The sequence below is a fragment of the Geobacillus stearothermophilus ATCC 12980 genome, assembly GCF_030369615.1.
Taxonomy (GTDB): domain Bacteria; phylum Bacillota; class Bacilli; order Bacillales; family Anoxybacillaceae; genus Geobacillus; species Geobacillus stearothermophilus.
Window position 1 is genome coordinate 2582205 of record NZ_CP128494.1, and the last position, 22776, is coordinate 2604980.

The window sequence follows — 22776 nt, forward strand, 5'->3', positions numbered from 1 at the left end:
CGGCTATCCAACCCATCTCGACGGGAGGGCCTTATTTCGTAGAAGCAGCGGTTTGAATCTCCATGTAAGCACCTTTTTTCATCGCCACGCCGTCTTTGCTTTTCAACACCGGCGGAATGACCAATAAATAGCTCTGCCCTTTGGCCAGCTTCGCTGCCGGTTTGATCAAAAGCTCCGTACCCCGGCGGATTTGCGCCGTCACCGCCGCTTCCCGTCCGCCTAATTGATACAATTTTACTCCGCTTACCGCGGTATTGGCGAGCGGACGAGAGAAGCGGACGACAAACGTCTTATCGACCGGCGCATTGCGCAGCTTGCCGAGCGACTGATACCCTTTCAGCTGGCCAATCAGCAAATCGCGGTGAGCGGCATACAGCTCTTTCCCAACAACCGTCGGCACATCCGGCTTCACCCCAACATGATGAATCGGCGTCCCTTTTGGCGAGAAAAAGTGGGCGACGGTCAACTTCAACATGCTGCCGTCCGACAGCTCAAACATTTCCTGCATCGATCCTTTGCCAAACGTCCGTTGCCCATACAAAACGGCCGCCTTTTGCTCCTTCACCGCCGCCGCCAACATTTCCGACGCGCTCGCGCTCGACGCGTTGACAAGCAGCCGGATCGGACCCGCCATTTGCACCGGCTGTTTGACAGCGGCATACACTTCTGGGTGATTCGAACGGTCGCGCAACTGAAACGCCTGTTTCACATTCGGGAAAAAGCCGGCGATTTGCTGCGCCGTTTCCACATATCCCCCCGGATTGTCGCGGAGGTCAAAAATCCACCCTTTCACCCCGCTTAACGAGCGAATGGCGCGTTCGATCTCAGCAGGCGCTGTCTCATCAAAACTATATAGCTGAATATAGCCGATATTCCCTGCCAGCCGTTTGAACTCCACGTTCGGCCAGTCGATTTTTTCCTGCTTGATGGTGACGCTGACGGTTTCCTCGGTCGACGGCCGCCAAACGGTTACGGCCACCGTCGTTCCTTCTTCCCCTGCGATCAAGCTCAATACTTTTTCCATTGTCTCATTCGTTACCGGCTGCCCGTCAACAGCCTGAATCACATCGCCCGGCTGCAGTCCGGCGCGGGCGGCTGGCCCATTGTCCAAGACAGACATGATGTGGACGCCGTTCTCATCTTCCTCAATCATCACGCCGATGCCGACAGACTCCATATCAATCCACTTCAAAAATTCCTCGTATTCTTCCTTTGTCATATAGGCAGAATACGGGTCAAGCTGTTTGACAATATCTTGCGGGGTGCTCGCCTTCAGCACTTGATCGCTCACTGGTTCCACATAATACTGGCGGACAATTTTCCGCACTTCTTCGAGCACCTTCGTTGACGCCGGAGCCGTCGCCGCCTCCGCCGGCGGACTCCAAACCGAAAATGAGGCCGCAAGCAATAGAAGAGCCGCCGCCCATCGCTGAATCACCTTCATATCCATCTCTCCTCTCCCGACATGCGCCAGTTTATTCGATATCGACATCTAAGACAACCGGCGCTTTAAAATCATCGATATACACCGCCAGCTGCTTGCGCGTCGCCGCATCCACCACGTTTGGCAGCCACCGGTCGCAAAGCGACAGCAACCGCTCCGCCCGCGCGATATCCCCTTCATCATACGCATCAAGCAACTTGTCCATGGCTTTCATAATATTGATGGGATCATACGCGCGCTGCTTGACAGCCAAAGCCGGGCGTTGAAACCATCCTTCCATCTTTTCGCGCAGCGACGCTCCCGGAACGCGGCCGATGAGAATCGCTGTTTTGCGAATTTGATATTCCAGCGGACCGTAGGAATCGTACACAACATCCACATCCCCCGTCCGCAGCGCCCAGTCGACGTTGGCCGCCAAGGCGCGCAATCGCTCCCCGCTTTCGACCGCGCTGATATAGGCGGAAGCCTTTTTCATCGTCTGTTCTCCGGCCGCGATCCGTTTTTCCAACTGCGCCCTTGCCGTTTGCGGACGCACGCGCGCCACTTCTTTTTTTGCCGCCTCATAATCGCGTTTGACTTGGTTGAAGAGACGGTACGGCTTGGACCATTGATTGGCTTTCATCGCCCGCTCAAGCTGGGCGGCATGCTGTTCAAGCCTCTCCACATTCGGGAACGAGGCCGCTTCCACCTGAACAGTCAACAGCGAAAACGACAACCAAAACACCGCCAGCCATCCGATGATGGAAAATGCTTTTCTCCGTTTTCTCCTCACACTTTCACCTGCTATCTACAAAAATATAAAACATGTATTTCAATTTTACTGGAAAAGACACAAAATGAAAATATGTTCTGAAAAAAATCGAACTTAAGCCCTTCCAAGCATAAATAAGGCTGACTCTTCAGCCACCTTTTTGACTGTCAGAGCCAGCCTTGATCAACGAAAGTCCGGCCAGTTCGTTTGCTGCTGATCCCCGTCGATTTTGCTCAGCGTCCGGTAGCGAAACGGAATGATGGCCTGTTCTGGCTTTCCAAGAAACTCTTTCGCCCATTCGAACGGAATCAAATCGAACTGTTCCTTGTTTTCGGCAATGAAATAGACGCCGACGACTCTTCCTTGTTGATTGAGGTCAATTGTCAAAAAAGCCGGGTAATACGTGCCGTCTTGCGCCCACAGCACCGCTTTGGCCGTCACCAGGCCGTCCCCTTCGTCTTCCACATCCGGATTGGCGATTCGCTCCAACACTTTGATCGCCCATCCTTGTTTTTTATATCCTCCGACCAGCTTCGGCGGGTTTTTCCGCAACTGCTCCAACAACGTTTGTTCGTCCATCGTCAAGCTTTTGCCTCCCTTGCGGTTTGCCTATCCACTCGTTTTATAATATATACAATACTTTTCAGAGAAATGCAAATGCCCAGAAGAACAGCATGCAAGGACTTTCACGATTTCGGAACCACTATCGATGAGCAACATCCCTTGTTCATTCACCATCCTTCTAGGCGAGCAGGGGAGGCGAGCGCATCAGCGGAAGATGGCGCGAAGGCCGTCGATATAAATCGCTCCGGCGTTTTTCCGTCCCGCTTCCGTTTCCATATAACGCACCGGCATCTCCAGCATGAGCGGAAGCGCGACATCGCTAGGCACAGCGGCCTGCACATATTTCCAACCGATCCAATCGACATGGCGGGCAAAATCGATCCAAATGCGGCGCCCGCTTCCATCCTGCAGCTGGGCGCGCAGCCAATGGCCGCTTCCGTCTCCATACACCCACATGCCAATCGCTTGCGGCCGTTTCGAAATCCAAATCGCTTCCTCCCGACTAGCATAGACGCCGGATGTCCCTGGCATCCCGCGAAAATCATATGAAATTTTCAGCGCCTGCTTTCCTTCTCTCACCTTTTCTGTCGTCCGCTCGACCGCAGCCCCCACATAGTTGACGCCCGATGCATTCCACTTCAACTCGTTCTCAAAATCATCAAGCACTTCTTCGCTTTCCCCGTTCTCTTGCGTCTCTTTGTACACAACAAGAAGCGCATTCGCCACCGGACGCGCAAATCCATCAGACGGCTTGTTTTCGACTTTGAGCTGCCCGTTTGGCTGGCGGACGACAAAGGTCGAAGAACCGCCGCCATCGAGCGTCATCGCATCGACGGCGCCAAGCTCATGCATCAGTTTGGCCAGCTCATTCAACGTCATGCCTTGGCTATGAGCAGGCTGGCGGCCATCGACAACGACGAGCATGACATTTCCGTTCTTGTCAATGCCGACGGCTGTACGCGGATGGACTCCTTTAATCGAAAACGGCTGCACTTTTCCATCCGCCACCAACCGGTATCGGCCGCCGAGCGCTTCTTTCACCCCACTCCATTCGGGCTGGTCATACTGAAGGGAAATTTCCACCGCATCCCCTTCTTTCGCCTGCCGCAAATAGTCACTCGCCCGGCCATGGCCCGATAGCACGAGCTCTCCAGGCTGGAGCGGTTCATTGCCTTGACCGACTACCACTTTCTTCACCGTTCCGGTGACCGTTCCATTCCCGTTCAACACCCCTTGTACATTCGTCAGCACGACTTCCGTCCCAAGAGCGTTCGTTTTCGTGGAGGCAGCGAAATACGGGGTGTACAAAATCAACTGATGAGCGCGCCGCGGCTTGTTGATGCCATCGACGGGATATGAGCCTCCTTCTCCAATTCGAACGCCAATTTGAACATCTGGGTTTCCAATCATCGGCTTTCCATCAGCGCTGATGCCAAAAATCGTCCGTTCCGCCGCCGGCGTTGTATTCGTCATCACGATCTCTCCCCGGTGCACCATCAAATCGGTCGGCGAACCATCCTCTTTGAAATAATCGCCGTTCACCGCCGCCAGTACGATTCCGTCGCGGCCATCGTACCGTTTTGCCTGCTCAAGCACCGGTTCAATGCCAAGCACTTGATCATTGGACAGCGCCGTCTCAATGGCCAGCCTCTCATTCGACGTATCGATGTCAAGCTTGTACACATGCTGCTTGCCGCGCGCGCCGACGATTTCCATTTCCTCTTTTTCCACCCCGGAGGCGATGCGCGTCGACACCTCCTTTACCACCGTGCCGACCGCCAGTTGTTTCGCTCCGTACCACCCAGGATTGACAAGCTTCAGCTTCTCCTTTGACGGCGTTTTATACACAACATGCCCTTTGATATTGGTGACGTAATATCCACCGCCAACCCCGTATTGGCCGCCAAACGCCTCGTCATACGAATACACCCGGTACTGTTCTCCAGGCTGCAACACGCGGACAAACGTCAGCGCCCCGTTTTCCCGTTTCCATAGGTTAATCGGTTTCACGATCTCCAATTTTCCAATCTGCCCCTGCACGAGGCGCATGCCTTCCCAGTAGACGACATTCGCTCCGGCATCCGCTTCTGCCGCCTGCAGCGCCGTCCATGCGGCCAACACCGCCCCGACCCCAATGCGGATGATGTTCTTCGCTTTTCCCACTAGTCCTATTTTCCTCTCTTTCTATCATTTTGTTGCCACTGATTCTATTATACGACAAACTTCTACAAAAAGGGGGATCATTTTCCATTTATTTAGTCCAAAAAAAAGAACGTCCCAGCACTGCTGGGACGCCCTGTAGAAGCGAAAACATCATCCGCGGTCACGGAGTATAAAACTCTTGAGAGTAGTAGGGTTGATGAAATGAATTGAACGCCACCCCAACGCCGAGGCGGGTAAAGTCCGGATATAAAAGGTTTTGCCGATGACCGAGCGAGTGCATCCACGCTTCATGGACAAAAATCGCATCGTATTGTCCGTAGGCGATGTTCTCTCCCGCCACGCGATACGCGATGCCACGGCGCTTCAGGCGGTCAAACGGCGACAGGCCTTGCAAGTTCGTATGAGAGAAGTAGTGATGGACCGCCATATCTTCGCTATGTTCACGGGCGGCCGCCGCCGCCTTCGCATCCCACGCGAGCGCCGGAAGTCCGTGCAAGCGGCGCGCCGCATTTGCTAAATCAAAAATTTGATATTCATAGGCCGTGCGCAGCTCCTCCGTCGGCGTTCCGTAAAACCCGGGCTTTTCATCCTCGAGCGCCCGATTGACGACAAGCACGCCATCCACCCGGTTGTTGTTGTACCGGTCATAAAAGAAGGTGACGTAGCGGCCGTTGACAAGATAGGTCCCGTATTCGTCATTTTGAATGTCGTAGACGGCATCCTTTTTTTGGATGAAGGCGAGCGGCCGACCGTAGCGCGCTTCCACCACCGTTTTCGCCGTTCCGATGCCCGTTCCTTTTTTCGTTTGGACAATCGGCTGATTCGTGTACATCGCCGCCACCCGATCACGGTCATAGCTCACCATCAAAAAGTTTTTGTAACCGCCTTGATCATACGCCTCCCAATATAGGCCGTAGGCGTTTTTCGTCTTGCGCTTCGCCGTGCCGTACATCGCTTCGACCTTGGCGCGCGAGTCGCCGATCGCCACCCCGTTCATCGTGACATCCGCCATGCTTGTTTTCGCCTGCTGCACGCATAAAGCAGCGGCCAACTTCTCTCTTGACGGCGTTTCATAGCGGACGCGGGCATCGTTCTTGATCCCATATCCTCGGCCGACACCAAAATAGCCGCCGCCTAGCGCGTACACGCGATACACCGCACCGCTTGGCAGCGTCTTCACTGCTTTGTTCGACAACCATAGCTCTGTCGGCGCCACCACCGTCACCCGGCCGATTTGCCCGGGCTTCAGTTCAGCACCGTCCCACCACACTTTTTCCGTGCCGACACGTTCTCCGCATCCCCCCGCCTTGACCATGGATGAACTCGGCATCCAAAGCCATCCGGCCGCCGCCAACAGCATTCCAATTGCCACGGCCTGCACCCATTTCCTCACTTCCGCCCGCTCCTTCCTTTCTCTTTTTCTTTCATCATAGAGGTCTTTCCGTCAAAAGAAAAGAGAAAAAAGAATGATTTCGAAGAAAAAGAGGGGGCTTTGGTGGCGCAAAGGTCAACATTTCGTCAAACAAGCTTCTCACCGGACTTGGCTAAGGGGCGAAATATAGGTTAAAATGGATCATATTATTCTTCCATTTTCGTGAGAGAGGAGCATACTTTATGAAGATCATGAAAAAATTTCTAACAGTCTCAGCGCTAAGCGCCGGAATCCTTCTGTCGCCATTTCACACCCACGATGCGCAAGCAAAAGTTTGGTGGAATGGCATGGAATTGGTGCAGGGTAACTATTCAGCCACATCATAAAGTGAGCTGAATATTTTCTTCTTTCCTTGTCTATGATGTGAATATTGATAGACAAGGAGGTGAATCGCATGTTGACGGTACAACAAGCTGTATTTACAGTTGAGAGCTTAATCGGCAAAGTTCAACAACAAAAACAGCTCATTCATCAACTCATTCAAGAAAATGAACATTTGCGTCACGAAAACAAACAGCTACGCAAAGAAAATGAACAACTGAAGTACCGTGTTCAAGAGCTGGAAGCACGCACGAAAAAAAAACAGCTCCAATAGCCATTTGCCCCCATCTTCTGACCGTTTTGAGAAAAAGCGTTCCTCCCGCGAGCCGTCTGGCAAAAAGCCTGGTGGGCAAGAGGGACATGAGGGGAAGACGCTCCGTCAAGTGGAACATCCACATCATCGTGTCGTCCACCGTGTGCATACGTGTCAAGGATGTGGAGCTTCTTTGCGTGAAGTCAAACCGTTCAAAGTCGATATCCGTCAAGTGTTTGATGTCCCTCCTGTGGCGATCGAGGTGACACAACATGAACGTGAAGTGAAATCGTGTCCACATTGTCGATGCGTGCAACAAGCCGAATTCCCATCCCATGTCACGAATCATGTGCAATACGGTCCACGGCTCACGGCGCTCGTTGTTTATTTACATCATATCCAATTGATCCCGTACAAGCGTTTAAGTGATACAATCGAAGCGTTATATCAACACTCGATTAGTACAGGAACCCTTGCCAATATGGTGAAACGAGGACGCGAAGCGCTGGAATCAAATATGGACATCATCGAAGACGCCTTACTTGAATCCAACATCCTGCATGTCGATGAAACGAGTTTGCGCATCAATGGGAAACTCGCATGGGTGCATGTCGCGTGTACATCGAGATATACATACTTGGCTCCTCACGCTTCTCGTGGAAAAAAAGCGACCGATGAGATCGGGATTCTTCCCCGATATGAAGGGACGATGATGCACGATGCGTTCGGTACGTATCCGAAATACACACATGCCACCCATGCCCTTTGTCATGCCCACCATTTGCGTGAGTTAAAAGGATTCATCGAACAGGGGCATACGTGGGCGATGCGCATGACCACGTTTCTGTTAGCCGCCAAGCAAGCCGTCGAAGCCCATCACGGTGCACTTTCCGAAGAAGAAGCGAGACGGTGGGAACGAGTGTATGATCGCATCCTAGAAAGAGCACAACACCGATTAGAAACGATGACGCCTCTTCCGAAAAAAGCACTCGCTTTTGTTCGACGCCTTCAAAAACGAAAGGAAGAAGCGCTGCGTTTCTTACGTGAAGTACATGTTCCCTTTGACAACAACCAAGCCGAACGCGATCTTCGCATGGTTAAAGTCAAAGAGAACATTTCGGGTACATTTCGCGAAGAAACATTCGCGCAGTCGTTTTGCATCGCAAGAAGCATCGTTTCCACACTGACGAAACACGAAAAAAACGTGTGGGATTCGTTATGTCTTCTGTTGGCAGGCGAAACGATCGATCGAGTTCTTTCCGCTACCTAGGGCATTTTCTATGACCGAAATGCCCTATTTGTGCTGGGCTTTTTTATACACTAGCACTGGGGTGAATAGTTACGGTGCAGGGACAGATCGGCAAATTAACTGTTTTGAAAGATACCGAGCTTTATAAGTTACAAGGAGAGAAGAAAGTCTACGTCAGAACGTTAAAAACCGGCGGAGTCTATCGCATTTACACGTTTAAACCTGGCATGTTAGGTTTAGGCGGCGGATATTATGTCGATCGCGATGCCCGGGTAAAATACGAAACTCCTTCCAAAGCAAAACTCAATCAAGTTAAAATAGAACAGCTGTTCCGTGGAGTAAAACTCGGCATGTCCACTTCTCAAGTCAAGAAGTTGGAAACCGCAAAATTTATCCTACAAGAAAATATAGACGGCGTCCAAGCTTGGGTCTATTCGACTTCTCTTTTCGGATATCATACGCTGCTCGTCTATGGATTTGAGAACGGAAAGCTTGCCTTCTACGGCTACTCGTTCGATGCCGGCCAGGAGTATACAAACGATCAGCTCACAGCGATTTATAACAATCTGAAACAACAGCTCATCACGCTATTTGGAAACCAGTATGAACAGTCCGATTCTGGCCAAGGCTACCCGCCTGCACTCGCATTTCACAAAGACGGCCTTGTGATTGCCCTTTCCTATGATGCGGACGGGTTGGCGGTTACGGTCACGAGTGAACAATAACGTGCAAAAAGCGAGGCTGCCCTATTGATTCGGACTGCCTCGCTTTCTGTTTTTACTTCCCATTCACCAACTTCAACTTCTCCTTTGACGGCGTTTCGTAGCGGATGTGCGTGTCGATGTCGGTCACGTAATACCCGCCGCCGACCGCGTACTGCCCGCCGAAGCGCGCGTCATACCCGTAGACGCGGTACACTTCCCCAGGCTGTAAGATGCGGACGAACACAAGGCGCCCATCCTTCGTCCGTTTCCATAGATTGATCGGCTTTTGCACCGTCAAGCGGCCGATTTGCCCTTTTTTCAACTCCACGCCATCCCAGTAGACTTTTTTCACTTGGCCTGGAGGAGTGGTTGGCTTTCTCGGTTTCTCTTTTGGTTTCGATGGAGACGGTTTTTGCGGCGGTCTGGATGGAGGCGCTTCGTTTCCCGGTGGAGCTGTGCCGCCCGGCGGAACGCTCCCCCCAGGGGATGCGCCATCCGATGGACCACCGCTGCCCGGAGAGGTGCCGTTGCCTGGTGTTGCCCCTCCGTCATGGGACGGCGTTTCGCTTCCCGGAGAATCGCCGTTGCTTGGCGGCGTTGTCAACTTCCCTTCACGCAACTGCTTCGTCTCCAAATTTAGCACGTAATCTTTCGTATTTTTCGCAATGGCTCCACCGTCGTTTTTGAACACGGCTGCTTTGCTTTCCGCTGACGGTTCGATATGGATCGCCACTTCTTTTTGCTGCGGAGCCGGCGTAAAGGTGTAGACAAATGCCATCTGATCATTGATCGGCACCCGCTCGCCATTGATCGTCAAAACACCGTTTTTAATGGCATTGCCCTTGATCGTCACTTGACTCCCTTGTTTTTGCACCTCTTCGATGACCACCGGCATATCAATCCAGCGCAAAATGCGGTCTTCCACAACCATCGTATTGTTTCCTTCATTGTGAACGGTCACTTTCAAATCCGTGCCGATCGAGCCGTATCCATAATAACTGACATCATCATCCCCAACGTCTGCAGGCGTATGATCAGCCAGCCCTTCCTGATCCCACGACCCGCCTTTCACATACTTATACGTGATCGTTTCCCCTTCTTGCACTTCAGTTGTAAATTGCCAATCAGGCGTCACCGCTCCATTGCGCGACATTTCCCATGCCCCTGTGTTCCAGCCGTTCAGGCTGTTCGGAATCGTAATGCGGGCATCGAGCGGCGTATAATCCGGCGCTTTCACTTTAAAAATCACCTTCACCATCACAATGTCCGGCGTCACCTTGACCGTGTTCGACTCCACAACATTGCCGGCGCGGTCATACAACTTGACAACATACGTGTACTCGGTGCCGTTTTCGACATCGTAGTCTGTAAATGAATCGCCGATCGAAGTGGTTGTATGCACGATATCACCGTTGCGCTCGATGACTAACAAATAAGCATCTCCATCTTTTTTCCCAACAAACGTCCATGATAAATTCACTTGTCCGGATTCAACCGCAGGCTGCCGCAGCTCGATGGCGTCTGCTGGCGCTATTTGGTCGCTGCTGTCTGCCGCAAACGTCACTTGCTTCTCTGCTGTATACACCCATTCCTTGCCGAGATTGGTCGTCAGCGCATAACGATACGTATACGTCCCTGCGGCGAGCGGAGTGAAGGAAGCCCGGAACACGTTGGCGTCGCCGTCTTGTCCTTGGTAGGACGCTCTGTATTCTTTCCATTTTTCGTCATGCGGGCCTTTCACTTGCAACACCGCTTGCAACCCATCGGCTGCTCCTTTGCTTGTCACACCGTCGATGTTCACTTTGACATCGATTGGTTGCGGCTGGGACAAGTCGAGTGTGGCATTGCTTAACGTGGTCACGAACTGGACATTGTCGCTCGTCAGCGGATAATGAGGAACGACGCGATTCGTTTCCACCTTTGGCGACTCATTCCCGTTCTCATCGACGGCGGTAACGGCAAAGTAATACGCAGTCCCGTTCGCCAACGAATCGATCGTCACGGAAGTCTCGTTCGTTTCCACCGCTAACGTATAACCAGCCCCTTGAATGGTTGATTGGTACACCCGATACTTCGACGCTTGCCCTTCCCAAGTAAGCGTCACGCGACCAACCGCGGCGCTTGCCTCCAAACTTCTGACCGCGGCAGGTATTTTCACCGTCACCGTCCCAAACATCATCCGTCCATCCAGGGCCGGAATCGTGACCGTCAACGTTCCGCCAGCGACCGTGGCTTTCTCGCCATCATGCAACTCATCCGTGAGTACGGTGCCATTCGGAAGCAACGAAGCGACGTCAAGCGCCACCGTCTTGTCCTCATTGCCGCGGTTGACGGCAATGAGCGCCACTTCACGCCCGTATTGGCGGGCAAATACGTATACATCCCCTTGCGCATACACCGTCTTGATGTCGCCATGGGCCAACAACGATTGATGGCGCTGGCGAATGTGCCCCACTTTCTGATAATGGGACAACAGATTTTGATCTTCTTTGCCCCACGGATACGTGCGGCGGTTGTCTGGGTCTTTTGAGCCTGTTACTCCCGCTTCATCGCCGTAATAAATCGTCGGCGCCCCCGGATATCCCATCTGCAAAATCGCCGCTAGCTTGAGCCTCTTTTTCCCAAGTTCCTCATTATAATTCGGATCAAGCTCCGCCCGCTCGGATGAATCCGTTCCGTTCCCAAGCAGAAAGACCGCCCGCGCCGTGTCATGCGAACCGATTAAGTTCATCAGCGCATAAAACGCTTCACTTGGGTAGTCTTCTCTTATGGCCGTCAGCCGTTTGTCCGCCTCTTCTGCATTTCCGTTTTTCAAAAAGTCAAGCACCGCCCCGCGGAACCGGTAGTTCATCACGGAATCGTACTGGTCGCCTAGAAAATATTTCGATGCGTCATCCCAAATTTCCCCTAAAATGAGCGGCTGCTCCCTCTCTTTTAACGTCGGACCGCGGTCGTACGACCCTTGAAGCAATTCTTGGCGGAACTCGCGCCAAAACGCCGGATCCACCTCATTCGCTACATCCAACCGCCACCCAGAGGCGCCGCGGGCAATCCAGCTTTTCGCCACCGAATCCGATTCACGGAAAATGTAATTCGCGAGCGCATCGTTGTTTAATTCACTCGGATACGATACCTTCTCCCCTATCACGGACTTAAACTCAGGCAAGCTGTCATAGCCCCACCATGACTGATACTTATAACGACCATCGACTTTTTCGTTTTCAATATTGAACCAAAGATGAAACCCATACGGGCTGAACGTCTGTCCCTCTTGTTTGAACTTCTCTTCCACTTGTCTCCGCGCTTCTTCCTCGCTCAATCCTTTTTCATTCATCAAATCGTAAACCGCTTCCCAATATTCATACGCGCCGACGGTCGGATAGCGGTGGTAGCGGTCAAAGTAAATCGAATCGTCGGATACGTGGTTGAACACCCCGTCTAAGATGAGATGCATTCCCCGGTTCGCAAGCGCTTGCACAAACGATTGGAATTCTTCCGGGGAACCGAACATCGGATCCAATTCTTTGTAATTGCTCGCATCATATTTATGGTTCGATGGCGCATTGGCGATCGGATTTAAGTAAATCGTGTTCACCCCAAGCGACTGCAAATAATCCAACTTTTGTTCAATTCCGGCGATGTCTCCGCCGAAAAAGTCATTCGACCATTCGCCGTCGCCATCGTAGCCGCTCGTTCCTTTCAGGCGCGGATTATCGGGCAAATCCGACCAATCGCGATGCTCAATCGGCTGCGCCCCGCGTGCCTGCTGCTTGCTGTTGTCGTTGGAAGGATTGCCGTTAAAGAACCGATCCGGGAAAATTTGATACACAACCGCTTCTTTCATCCAGTCGGGCGTCCTGTAATCCGGATCATACACCGTCAACTGGAACAGCTCTGCACGGCTGTCCACGGCTTTCCCCCATTGCCCTTCTTGCGTATCTTCGCCGTATTCCACTTTCGTTCCGGCATCTTGAGCAATAAATTTATACCCGTACACCCCGGGCGTCGAAGGGGTGAACACAGCCTCCCAATATTCATCATCCCCGAGCACGCCGACTTTTTCCATCGTGTAGACGTTGGCCGTGCCGGTCGTCGTATTTTTCACATACACATCCGCTTTCGTCAAATCGCCTTTTTTCGCCGCTAAGCGAAGCGTCACCTTCGTTCCCGCTTTCACCGCCCCAAACGGCTGGCGGTACAACGTATCCCATGTATTGTGTTTTAATCGGTCTTTCTGAACAACACCGTCAGAGCCATTGGGGTTGTAGTCGGTGTACACCTCTTTTGTTTTCGCATTGAAGAAGAATGTAATGATCGTCGTTTCCAAAACATTTAAGCGTGCATTCTCTTGTGGGTAGCTCTCATTCCAATTGTTTCCGAGGACAATTTTATATTCATACGATCCTTTCGGCACCTGCGCCTTAAACGTGTACACCGAGTCAAAATCATCATCGGTCAACAGCGTCGTCGATGTCCCCGGAGTCCATCCGTTGCTCTCCCTCTCATAGCCGATGGCCGGCAGCACCGTCCCGACAAGACGCGGCTGTTTCTCCTTCGCAATCGCCGTATACCATGTCGAATCCGCGATCGCATGCGTCCGGTCATTGTAATAAAACGTCACCTCGGTTTGCCGATCCAGCTTCAACACCAGATTTGCGCCATTGCGCCCACCGGCGCCGTAATTTTCATCCCAGCTGCCGTTGACCGCAATTTTGTACTCATAGGTCCCGGCTGGCAGCGTCCCGGTGAATGTATAAAGCCCATTCCCTTCATCATGCATCCTCGTCGCCAATGCCCCCGGGTCCCATTCCGCCGTATGGCCCAACTCATCTTGCAAATTGCCGACTAGCGTGATCGTCCGTGGCTGCGAGGCCGTGGATTCGGCCGTCCACCGATGCTCCCCATTCCCTAGAGCGCTAGAACTTCCTGTTTCGTTCGCAGCGGCAACCGCCTGGAAAGGAGTCAATGCCAGCAACAACACCGATGCCAAAACCAATGATAGCATTCTCCTTGCCCTCTTGATCATCCCCCGCTCCCTTCTCCTTTGTTTGGCCAACTTCCTTCTCTCCTCTCCTTTTTATTTCTTTGTGCAATCGTTTGCACAAAATGGTTGGTGCAAACGATTTCATCAATCTTTATCTTATACCAATAAACAGAATATTTCAACTATATTCCCCTCTGTTTTTTTATTTTCGATTCACTCCTAACTCAAAATCGTTTAAATTCGATATTGAAAACGATCACAAATAAAAATTATAATAGACGTAACCGTTCGAGGTTTTGCTTCCTGTTTACTCTTTTTATGCAATCATTTCCCTTCATTTTTTGGAATCCAAACCGTCGAATGTAACATTTGATTAAGGGGGAAGGGCATTGTGCTAACGTTTCACCGCATCATTCGAAAAGGATGGATGTTCCTGCTCGCGTTTTTGCTCACTGCCTTGCTGTTCTGCCCAACCGGACAGCCCGCCAAGGCTGCCGCACCGTTTAACGGCACCATGATGCAGTATTTTGAATGGTACTTGCCGGATGATGGCACGTTATGGACCAAAGTGGCCAATGAAGCCAACAACTTATCCAGCCTTGGCATCACCGCTCTTTGGCTGCCGCCCGCTTATAAAGGAACAAGCCGCAGCGACGTAGGGTACGGAGTATACGACTTGTATGACCTCGGTGAATTCAATCAAAAAGGGGCCGTCCGCACAAAATACGGAACAAAAGCTCAATATCTTCAAGCCATTCAAGCCGCCCACGCCGCTGGAATGCAAGTGTACGCCGATGTCGTGTTCGACCATAAAGGCGGCGCCGACGGCACGGAATGGGTGGACGCCGTCGAAGTCAATCCGTCCGACCGCAACCAAGAAATCTCGGGCACCTATCAAATCCAAGCATGGACGAAATTTGATTTTCCCGGGCGGGGCAACACCTACTCCAGCTTTAAGTGGCGCTGGTACCATTTTGATGGCGTTGATTGGGACGAAAGCCGAAAATTGAGCCGCATTTACAAATTCCGCGGCATCGGCAAAGCGTGGGATTGGGAAGTAGACACGGAAAACGGAAACTATGACTACTTAATGTATGCCGACCTTGATATGGATCATCCCGAAGTCGTGACTGAGCTGAAAAGCTGGGGGAAATGGTATGTCAACACAACGAACATTGATGGGTTCCGGCTTGATGCCGTCAAGCATATTAAGTTCAGTTTTTTTCCTGATTGGTTGTCGTATGTGCGTTCTCAGACTGGCAAGCCGCTATTTACCGTTGGGGAATATTGGAGCTATGACATCAACAAGTTGCACAATTACATTATGAAAACAAACGGAACGATGTCTTTGTTTGATGCCCCGTTACACAACAAATTTTATACCGCTTCCAAATCAGGGGGCACATTTGATATGCGCACGTTAATGACCAATACTCTCATGAAAGATCAACCAACATTGGCCGTCACCTTCGTTGATAATCATGACACCGAACCCGGCCAAGCGCTGCAGTCATGGGTCGACCCATGGTTCAAACCGTTGGCTTACGCCTTTATTCTAACTCGGCAGGAAGGATACCCGTGCGTCTTTTATGGTGACTATTATGGCATTCCACAATATAACATTCCTTCGCTGAAAAGCAAAATCGATCCGCTCCTCATCGCGCGCAGGGATTATGCTTACGGAACGCAACATGATTATCTTGATCACTCCGACATCATCGGGTGGACAAGGGAAGGGGTCACTGAAAAACCAGGATCCGGACTGGCCGCATTGATCACCGATGGGCCGGGAGGAAGCAAATGGATGTACGTTGGCAAACAACACGCCGGAAAAGTGTTCTATGACCTTACCGGCAACCGGAGTGACACCGTCACCATCAACAGTGATGGATGGGGGGAATTCAAAGTCAATGGCGGTTCGGTTTCGGTTTGGGTTCCTAGAAAAACGACCGTCTCTACTATCGCTTGGTCGATCACAACCCGACCGTGGACTGATGAATTCGTCCGTTGGACCGAACCACGGTTGGTGGCATGGCCTTGATGCCTGCGATCGCGTTGTAAAGATATTCCGCTCTATCATTGAGACAAAAAACACGGCCTTGCCCGCCATGAATGGCGGCACAAGGCCGTGTTTGATGTTACCATCCATTTGCTTGCTTCAACTTCTCCTTTGACGGCGTTTCATAGCGGATGTGCGTGTCAATGTCTGTTACGTAATACCCGCCGCCGACCGCGTACTGCCCACCGAAGCGCGCATCATACCCGTAGACGCGGTACACTTCCCCAGGCTGTAAGATGCGGACGAACACAAGGCGCCCATCCTTCGTCCGTTTCCATAGATTGATTGGCTTTTGCACCGTTTGATGATTGTACCGTGATTTTCTTCGCGAGGAAGTGAGACGAAATGACGATTTTCGACCTTTGAACCATTTCATATATGTCTCAAACATTCCTGGGTTACCATTAAATCCCTAGTTGAAATTCGTGTACAGTATATTTGCTTTTTGTCACAACTCCCGGGTGCCGCAATGTTTCATGCACGTTCTCATGATACAACCGAACGTTTTCATTCATGACCTTCCACTCAACCGATCGTTGATGGCAAAACCCATCGATATCATTGTCGAGATGTTTCACATAGCGATAGGGGCTAATGATCCCAATGCTGAGCCATGCTCCATTGCGAACCAACACGATATCCCCTTGTTCCATCGTATGGACAAACGCCCAGATTGCGCCAAGAGCGTTGCCAAGCTTCGCCCCCGAATAATGGTACACGTTGCGCAATCGCTCTTTCCGTTCATCTTTGCTTATGCCGTCCAAATTGCCAATCAGCGGCCAGCCAATCCCAATGACCTGGTCGCGAATGAATTCGTCGTACCGCTGAAAAAAAGCGGTACACGTTGATCGCCGTCAGCCAGTTTTTCTTGTCTAATTTTTGTCAGGCTCTCAGATATTACTGCTCCATTCATTTCGTCTACCCTATGCTTTTCTAATTTTTGAGCTGTTGTCTTCTTCGTTACTCCCATTTAAGAGTCCGGCTATTCCACATTTTCCAATATTCATTTTCTTTTAAAATTGAGTCATATACAGGAAAAAGAAAATCTCGAATTTTCTCCATGACGAAGGGAAACTGTAGATCTTCTTTTATACCCGTTCTTTGCAAAAATGCCTTCCACTGTTTGTTTCGGCTCTCATCTTCTGCAAAAGAAGATGAAAACACAGGATGTTCTTTTTCTAAATTCGTTCGACGTCTTTGAAAGGTTTCAAATATGGCTTCCCATAAAACACGTCCATCAAAATTCTCGGTTGATAAAAGCGTGAAAACATCATAAAAATCCTTCATTCTACTGTTGACAACAGATAGTGAGATCATCGCCTCAAACTTTTCAGCTATTACTGAATAAGTTGAGTAGACTCGAATCTCCGGGGGCTTCATATTTAATAAAGTAGGATACTGCATCTCTTGTGGTTTTGGGATCACGACATCACCAAATCCAATATCCAGTTGCAATTGCTTTTTTATTTTGCCAAGTGCTGCCGGAATTTTAATACGAATCCCTTCATAATCAGCACCCTCTTTAATTCGTTCAGCCGTAATGCCCTTTACATCAAATTCGACTCCATCTTCTTCAGTGGCTAACGCACAAATGGACTCAAACGCAGTTTTGATATATTGAATATCATTCGAAATTTGTCTGGCTAAAAAGTCAATATCTTTGGTTGGCCTAGATTTAAATTGTGTTAAGGAAAATAAAAAGAGACCGCCTTTTAGAACAAATTGATCCCGATAATGAGAAATGGAAAGTCGATATAGCAACCTTTCTTGAAAATACAACAATAAAATGAAATCAAAGGTTTTTCCGCTTTGTTTAGCAATATTCTTTAGTCTTTCTCCAACTGAAGCAGGTATATTTTTAATATTTCCCATTATAAAAGCACCTCTAAGTATTTTAATAAAACCGTCTTGATGCGCATTTTCTCAGCACATTCCACCAGTTTATTTATGTTTTTTTCAGGACTTTGTAAATAATTTCGCAAACCTTCTTTCATTAAATCGATTCCTATTTTTTCTCTGTATCGAATAATGTCGCAAATCGTTTTTTCACGATTATAAATGCTTATTTTATGGCCGCCTATTTCCACTTCTTCAATTCCATATTCAAACTGTTTTTTTGAAAAATAGAAAATTTTAATTGGCGGATAATCGGGCAAACTGGGTTTCCTTGATTTTCTTTCAATAGCAATTTGGTACTCCCACGGGTTATAAGTTGTTAACTCATAAAAAGACAATGCCGACAAAAGACAAAGAACACCATTCGGGATCACTTTTGATACTTCAACCACTTCTTCATTTTGATCATTTTCAAATGCAGCATAACGGTACAGCCCACGTTTTATCCTAATGATGTCTCCATTTTGCTCGAACTTTCGAATATAATATTTGCTCACTCCTTTTCTGGTTAAGTCTTCTGTCTTCGCAAATCCTTTTTGACGCACAAAAATATCTTTTATGATTTTGCTTACTTCTTTATTCATTCATGATCACCACTCTTTTCACCTAAAAGTCGGCATTTATCATTCATTGCAAACATTTCATATACTTATTCTCCATTATTCACAATATCCCTCTTTTTTTCACCTTAATGCATTCACTTATTATTATATGCCGACAATAAGTAAAATTCCTACCGTTATTTTCACATATAATACTGAACCATTTCGCTCATGAAAACGTGATCCACTCCACTCCCGGAAAGACATCGTGTTAATATGGAGGGAGAGACATGATCGGCTGGTTGCCTCATATATCGCCATTCAAGCAAAATAATGCCTATGGAGGCTCCATACCATACTGACTGTGTTCCAAACTGTCCTTGGTCAACCGCAATGTCTATGGCTACACTTTAACAGCGACGTCACTGCCACTGACTATTACTCCGTCAAATGATTTGAACTGTGAGCATCATAACACCTTCATTCATTACCAACTAACTTGAACGCTCTCCCCCTATGCTTGCACTTAGAGGCGGGAGATTCTTGGGAACCCCCGCGGCAGGCTATGAACCAAGCCATCCCCGTGCATCCCACGGTTCAGCGATCTTACGAAGACAGCGATTCATCCCCCACTTATGCTCACGCGTAGAAGTGGGGTCTTCTCAATTCGGAATGATAAGCATGCAAAAAGCGAGGCTGCCCCATTCATTCGGACAGCCTCGCTTTCTTGCTTACTCCCCATTCACCAACTTCAACTTCTCCTTTGACGGCGTTTCGTAGCGAATGTGCGTGTCGATGTCGGTCACGTAATACCCGCCGCCGACCGCGTACTGCCCGCCGAAGCGCGCGTCATACCCGTAGACGCGGTATACTTCCCCAGGCTTTAAGATGCGGACGAACACAAGGCGCCCATCCTTCGTCCGTTTCCATAGATTGATTGGCTTTTGCACCGTCAAGCGGCCGATTTGCCCTTTTTTCAACTCCACGCCATCCCAGTACACTTTTTTCACTTGGCCTGGAGGAGTGGTTGGCTTCTCCGGCTGCTTTGGCGGGTTGGGCTTTTCTTCCTTCCAAAGCGGCAAGGCAAATTCATATTGGGCAAATCCGCTCGGCAAGGCGGTGACATAGCGGATGCTGCCGTCTTGCGGCAAGTATTTTTGCGCTTCCGGCGACGATTCAAACGTGACGGTCACCGGCGCTTTCCCTTTCACTGGCGCAAACCGCCAGTTGCCATCCGCTGACGGGTTGATCGTTCCGTTTTCCCGAATGTAATCGATGATCACTTGCCGGTTTTCATCCGGCGCGGCCAAAATCGTGTTTTTCCCGTCCGGATTGATGATCCGGTTTGTCGTCGCCCGATAGTTGTTCGTTGCGACGATAAATTCCATGTTCGGCGTCACTGGCTTGCCTTCGAATTTCAAGTTTTTAATCCGATTCGCGTTCGGATTGATCACATTTTGGTTTTTGTCGTATTTCGCCGGCTCGGTGACATCGATCTCGTACGTCACGCCATCAATAATGTCGAAGTTGTACGTCGGGAAGTCGTTGTTGATAAGCGGCTGAATGCCTGTCTTGTTCGGGTCGATTTGGTTGAATTGCCCCGCCGACCACTCAAGCCATTCTTTCAACTCGGCTCCCGTAATTTTCAGCGCATACACCGTGTTCGGATACAAGTACAAATCGGCGACGTTTTTAATGACGATTTCCCCTGCCGGAATATCCGTGTAATAGCTCGCCCCGCCGCGTCCGCCGGCTTTGAACGGAGCGCCGGCCGACAGCACCGGAAGGCCTTCATCATCTTTGGCGAGGAGACCCCGACTTCTAAGCGAGAGCGAAAGTCGGGGAGGAATCGCCCTTCCTCCTTTCTTTTGTATATGATAGAATAAGAATGTGGAGAAAACCGTTGAATCAAGGCACTCCAATCCCCGTTACTCGATGTAGGGAGTTGGTTGCAGGAAACGTTGCAACCGTAAAACATCGAGCGTACATCCGTCTGTTGTGCGTGGAAGTCAAGTACTGCCTACAGACATGCCGAGCCACTCGGTAGCGATATAGGCATGACCTATGTCGTTGGGTAGTCGTCAACCTGCCCCTGATGCAACCCCAAGTCAAGGAAGGAGGACGAAGTCCGTTCGCACTTCTAGGGAGTTGCAAGCCCCCGCTTCAAGCGTTAGCTAAGTGGGGGTAGTTGACAACGGATCTTCCTTGCGGCTCTCTGCCTCTATCGAGCTTTCGCAACTTTTGAGAAGCAACGGATGCCCCTCCGTTAAAAGGAAATCTCTATTTTTCCTTCTTCAATCCATTTTGCCAAATTGGCATTTTTAATTTCTGTATGGAATGACTGTCCATCTAACGAATAAATGACCTTCCTCGACTCGTTTCGACCGCTGCTGTGCACAAAAGCATAGATTTCTTCGGAGCTTAATTTCGTATTTTGAATGGATAATTGTAGAATACGGTCATAAGACAGCAGGATGTATTGCTGTTTAAATCCTAAAAAATCATCGATACCTAATATTCCAAATAAACTTTCGTTATTTACAAAAGTATTATACATCGTATATACACCTTTGCCGTCATCACTACATATATAGGCAGGACCGTAGTACTGATGAACAAGCAATAATGAGAAAAAACAAATAAAGCGCTCTCCTGCATTATTTCCGTTATGTAAAATGATTTGTCTCAATTTCGGAAGATCCGAAATGGAGGATAATTCACATCGTTCCAGGTTATGAATAATATCTCTATTTACTCTGAAAGCTTCCAAAGCTACTTGTTTCATCGCATCAAATATGTATTGCTTTTTCGTCATTCCTTTTTCTAATAATTGATAAATGGTTTCCATCGATATAATGTATAGCTGTTTCTTCGCCGATAATTGTTTGAAAAGCTCAAAGTAATAATTATTATACCGTTCCTTTGTGGGTATATTCCTAAAAGACTCTTCTAACACTACATCAGGAATAAGAAAAACCGGGGACTGATGAAACGCCTGCAGCAAAAGCGGCAAATTTGATATTTGTTTTCTGAATTTCGTTAAGATCATATTATCTAACATATAAAATGCTTGATGTTCATTTAGTGACTGGTACAGTTGGACCGTATTATCTGAAATAAACGGGCGAACGGATTCTAAAACAGGGGAATCGAGGACCTTCATCCTTTCGTCCCCCTTTGATCATGCACTGACGCCAACACTTGTTCATATAGCTTATCATAAAATTTTTTAATCGATTGAAGATCCTCCTCATACATCAATCCTTTTGCCTTTTCATATAATTCATCAAACCCGCTGATGTTTATCGTATAACTAGGCTCGAACAATGATTTGTCTATATCATGGGGAATACGATTTCTATAATCATAGTCCAATGCATCTTTTGCTTCGTTAATCGTGATCAATTCGTTTTGAGCAAGTTTCACAACTAACGCTTTGTACGGGATCTGGAAGACACTGATTAATCGCATAATTTTTTGGGGGAGAGATTGTTTCATGTGAGCGGTCTCCAAAAATCGAAAACTTCTTTCCAACACAAAATCATTAATTAAAAATTCGGCAGCGAAGAGATTAGGAAGCCGCTCTTTTTCATCATAAATATGATCAATCATGATAAAATTTTGGTCAGGGTTCTTAATTTTCTCCTTATCAAAAAAGAAATGATAAAACTCATGCGCCCACATGAAATTTTCATATATTCTCGGCTGTGCGGTATTAATATGGACATAATAATCACCGTTATAGTAATACACAAGCCCACCATAGTCAGCATGTTGAATCGGAAACTGCAATACATTTGCATGCTCGTAAAGATAAGTTTTTATAAAATCAAGCGGCTTTACATGAGCAAGAGGATCTCCGAGGGAGTAAATACGGTCCATTGCCCTTTTCATTTTCGGCAAATGTGTTTTGTTATGCTCTAGAATCATTTCAAGATTGTCTTTTGCAATCAATGGACTACCCCCTTGGATGTTCGGAATTTGTCACTGATTTTAACACATCGATCAGTTCAACAAATTCGCTGAAAAGATGCATGCCCTTTTTGAATTCTTCGTCCTCTGCACCGTGAAACGAAAGGGCCACATAATTCATAAATGAATCAGATCGGCTGCGGCCAAACGTTTTTTCTTTGAATTCCATATCTGCCTTGTAAAAAAAGAACGGATCGTTAATGCGGAACAGCTTATTGATCTTTGCAACATACTCCTCCACATTTCCTTCGCCTTTTAAGAAATTATAATAAGCTGTCTTCTTAATACCAGTGCGTTCCATCACCCATGAATGTTTAATGCCTTTCCCTTCTATATATTTTTTGACGTTCTGACCTACAATTTTGTTTGTATTTACCATACACTTCACCTCTCGTATATCTAAAATGACGAATCCAACCTTGAACATCCCTGCGATGCTCAA

Annotated in this window: 15 protein-coding genes and 3 pseudogenes; 4 read left to right on the forward strand and 14 right to left on the reverse strand. The window is 48.9% G+C overall.

Annotated elements, in window-relative coordinates; all coding sequences use genetic code 11:
* Positions 1-31 precede the first annotated feature (31 nt).
* The 5 genes from QSJ10_RS14065 to QSJ10_RS14085 all read right to left on the reverse strand — a co-directional run bounded on the left by QSJ10_RS14065 (position 32) and on the right by QSJ10_RS14085 (position 6315).
* Positions 32-1444, reverse strand: a complete 1413-nt coding sequence (locus tag QSJ10_RS14065; RefSeq protein WP_033014874.1) for a S41 family peptidase — start codon at positions 1442-1444, stop codon at positions 32-34.
* Between the two features lie 31 nt (positions 1445-1475).
* Positions 1476-2216, reverse strand: a complete 741-nt coding sequence (locus QSJ10_RS14070; protein ID WP_033014872.1) for a hypothetical protein — start codon at positions 2214-2216, stop codon at positions 1476-1478.
* A 162-nt stretch (positions 2217-2378) separates the two neighbouring features.
* Positions 2379-2780, reverse strand: coding sequence for a hypothetical protein (locus QSJ10_RS14075; RefSeq protein ID WP_049626152.1), 402 nt, complete (start codon positions 2778-2780; stop codon positions 2379-2381).
* A gap of 183 nt (positions 2781-2963) precedes the next feature.
* Complete coding sequence (locus tag QSJ10_RS14080) at positions 2964-4922, reverse strand: phosphodiester glycosidase family protein (RefSeq protein ID WP_053532154.1); 1959 nt, start codon at positions 4920-4922, stop codon at positions 2964-2966.
* A 160-nt stretch (positions 4923-5082) separates the two neighbouring features.
* Positions 5083-6315, reverse strand: a complete 1233-nt coding sequence (locus tag QSJ10_RS14085) for a CAP domain-containing protein (protein ID WP_049624557.1) — start codon at positions 6313-6315, stop codon at positions 5083-5085.
* 221 nt (positions 6316-6536) lie between these two features.
* On the opposite strand from QSJ10_RS14085, the gene QSJ10_RS14090 reads away from it, so the two are divergent.
* The 3 genes and pseudogenes from QSJ10_RS14090 to QSJ10_RS14100 all read left to right on the forward strand — a co-directional run bounded on the left by QSJ10_RS14090 (position 6537) and on the right by QSJ10_RS14100 (position 8902).
* A complete protein-coding gene (locus QSJ10_RS14090; RefSeq protein WP_172698507.1) occupies positions 6537-6680 on the forward strand; it encodes a hypothetical protein in 144 nt (47 codons plus the stop codon).
* 68 nt (positions 6681-6748) lie between these two features.
* A pseudogene (locus QSJ10_RS14095) lies at positions 6749-8198 on the forward strand (IS66-like element ISBst12 family transposase).
* 74 nt (positions 8199-8272) lie between these two features.
* Positions 8273-8902, forward strand: a complete 630-nt coding sequence (locus tag QSJ10_RS14100; RefSeq protein WP_053532785.1) for a hypothetical protein — start codon at positions 8273-8275, stop codon at positions 8900-8902.
* Between the two features lie 52 nt (positions 8903-8954).
* Here QSJ10_RS14100 and QSJ10_RS14105 read toward each other — a convergent pair whose 3' ends face one another.
* Positions 8955-13937, reverse strand: coding sequence for a pullulanase X25 domain-containing protein (locus QSJ10_RS14105; protein WP_053532784.1), 4983 nt, complete (start codon positions 13935-13937; stop codon positions 8955-8957).
* 355 nt (positions 13938-14292) lie between these two features.
* Here QSJ10_RS14105 and amyS point away from each other — a divergent pair, with 355 nt between their 5' ends.
* Complete coding sequence (amyS, locus tag QSJ10_RS14110; RefSeq protein WP_033014961.1) at positions 14293-15906, forward strand: alpha-amylase; 1614 nt, start codon at positions 14293-14295, stop codon at positions 15904-15906.
* A gap of 97 nt (positions 15907-16003) precedes the next feature.
* On the opposite strand, the pseudogene QSJ10_RS14115 reads toward amyS, so the two are convergent.
* From QSJ10_RS14115 to QSJ10_RS14150, 8 genes and pseudogenes are all read right to left on the reverse strand, one after another.
* Positions 16004-16228, reverse strand: a pseudogene (locus tag QSJ10_RS14115) (hypothetical protein); the annotation flags it as partial.
* A gap of 100 nt (positions 16229-16328) precedes the next feature.
* Entirely contained in the window at positions 16329-16688 is a 360-nt protein-coding gene (locus QSJ10_RS14120; RefSeq protein WP_014196820.1) for a DUF8426 domain-containing protein, read from the reverse strand.
* Between the two features lie 196 nt (positions 16689-16884).
* Positions 16885-17796: a nucleotidyl transferase AbiEii/AbiGii toxin family protein gene (locus QSJ10_RS14125; protein WP_014196821.1), complete on the reverse strand. Its 912-nt coding sequence runs from the start codon at positions 17794-17796 to the stop codon at positions 16885-16887.
* Entirely contained in the window at positions 17796-18404 is a 609-nt protein-coding gene (locus QSJ10_RS14130; protein WP_033014861.1) for a type IV toxin-antitoxin system AbiEi family antitoxin domain-containing protein, read from the reverse strand. The genes QSJ10_RS14125 and QSJ10_RS14130 overlap by 1 nt, the downstream gene beginning before the upstream one ends.
* Before the next feature lie 689 nt (positions 18405-19093).
* Positions 19094-20155: pseudogene (locus tag QSJ10_RS14135) on the reverse strand (5'-nucleotidase C-terminal domain-containing protein); the annotation flags it as partial.
* Between the two features lie 473 nt (positions 20156-20628).
* Positions 20629-21525 (reverse strand): hypothetical protein, encoded by an 897-nt coding sequence (locus QSJ10_RS14140; protein WP_053532783.1) that lies wholly within the window; start codon positions 21523-21525, stop codon positions 20629-20631.
* Complete coding sequence (locus tag QSJ10_RS14145; protein WP_011232654.1) at positions 21522-22316, reverse strand: ImmA/IrrE family metallo-endopeptidase; 795 nt, start codon at positions 22314-22316, stop codon at positions 21522-21524. The genes QSJ10_RS14140 and QSJ10_RS14145 overlap by 4 nt, the downstream gene beginning before the upstream one ends.
* A 4-nt stretch (positions 22317-22320) precedes the next feature.
* Complete coding sequence (locus QSJ10_RS14150) at positions 22321-22713, reverse strand: hypothetical protein (RefSeq protein WP_053532782.1); 393 nt, start codon at positions 22711-22713, stop codon at positions 22321-22323.
* Between the last annotated feature and the right edge of the window lie 63 nt (positions 22714-22776).

Coding starts and splice junctions, on each gene's coding strand:
- QSJ10_RS14065 (WP_033014874.1), bottom strand. CDS start 1,444: ATGAAGGTGATTCAGCGATGGGCGGCGGCTCTTCTATTGCTTGCGGCC.
- QSJ10_RS14090 (WP_172698507.1), top strand. CDS start 6,537: ATGAAGATCATGAAAAAATTTCTAACAGTCTCAGCGCTAAGCGCCGGA.
- amyS (WP_033014961.1), top strand. CDS start 14,293: ATGTTCCTGCTCGCGTTTTTGCTCACTGCCTTGCTGTTCTGCCCAACC.
- QSJ10_RS14125 (WP_014196821.1), bottom strand. CDS start 17,796: ATGGGAAATATTAAAAATATACCTGCTTCAGTTGGAGAAAGACTAAAG.
- QSJ10_RS14130 (WP_033014861.1), bottom strand. CDS start 18,404: ATGAATAAAGAAGTAAGCAAAATCATAAAAGATATTTTTGTGCGTCAA.
- QSJ10_RS14140 (WP_053532783.1), bottom strand. CDS start 21,525: ATGAAGGTCCTCGATTCCCCTGTTTTAGAATCCGTTCGCCCGTTTATT.
- QSJ10_RS14150 (WP_053532782.1), bottom strand. CDS start 22,713: ATGGTAAATACAAACAAAATTGTAGGTCAGAACGTCAAAAAATATATA.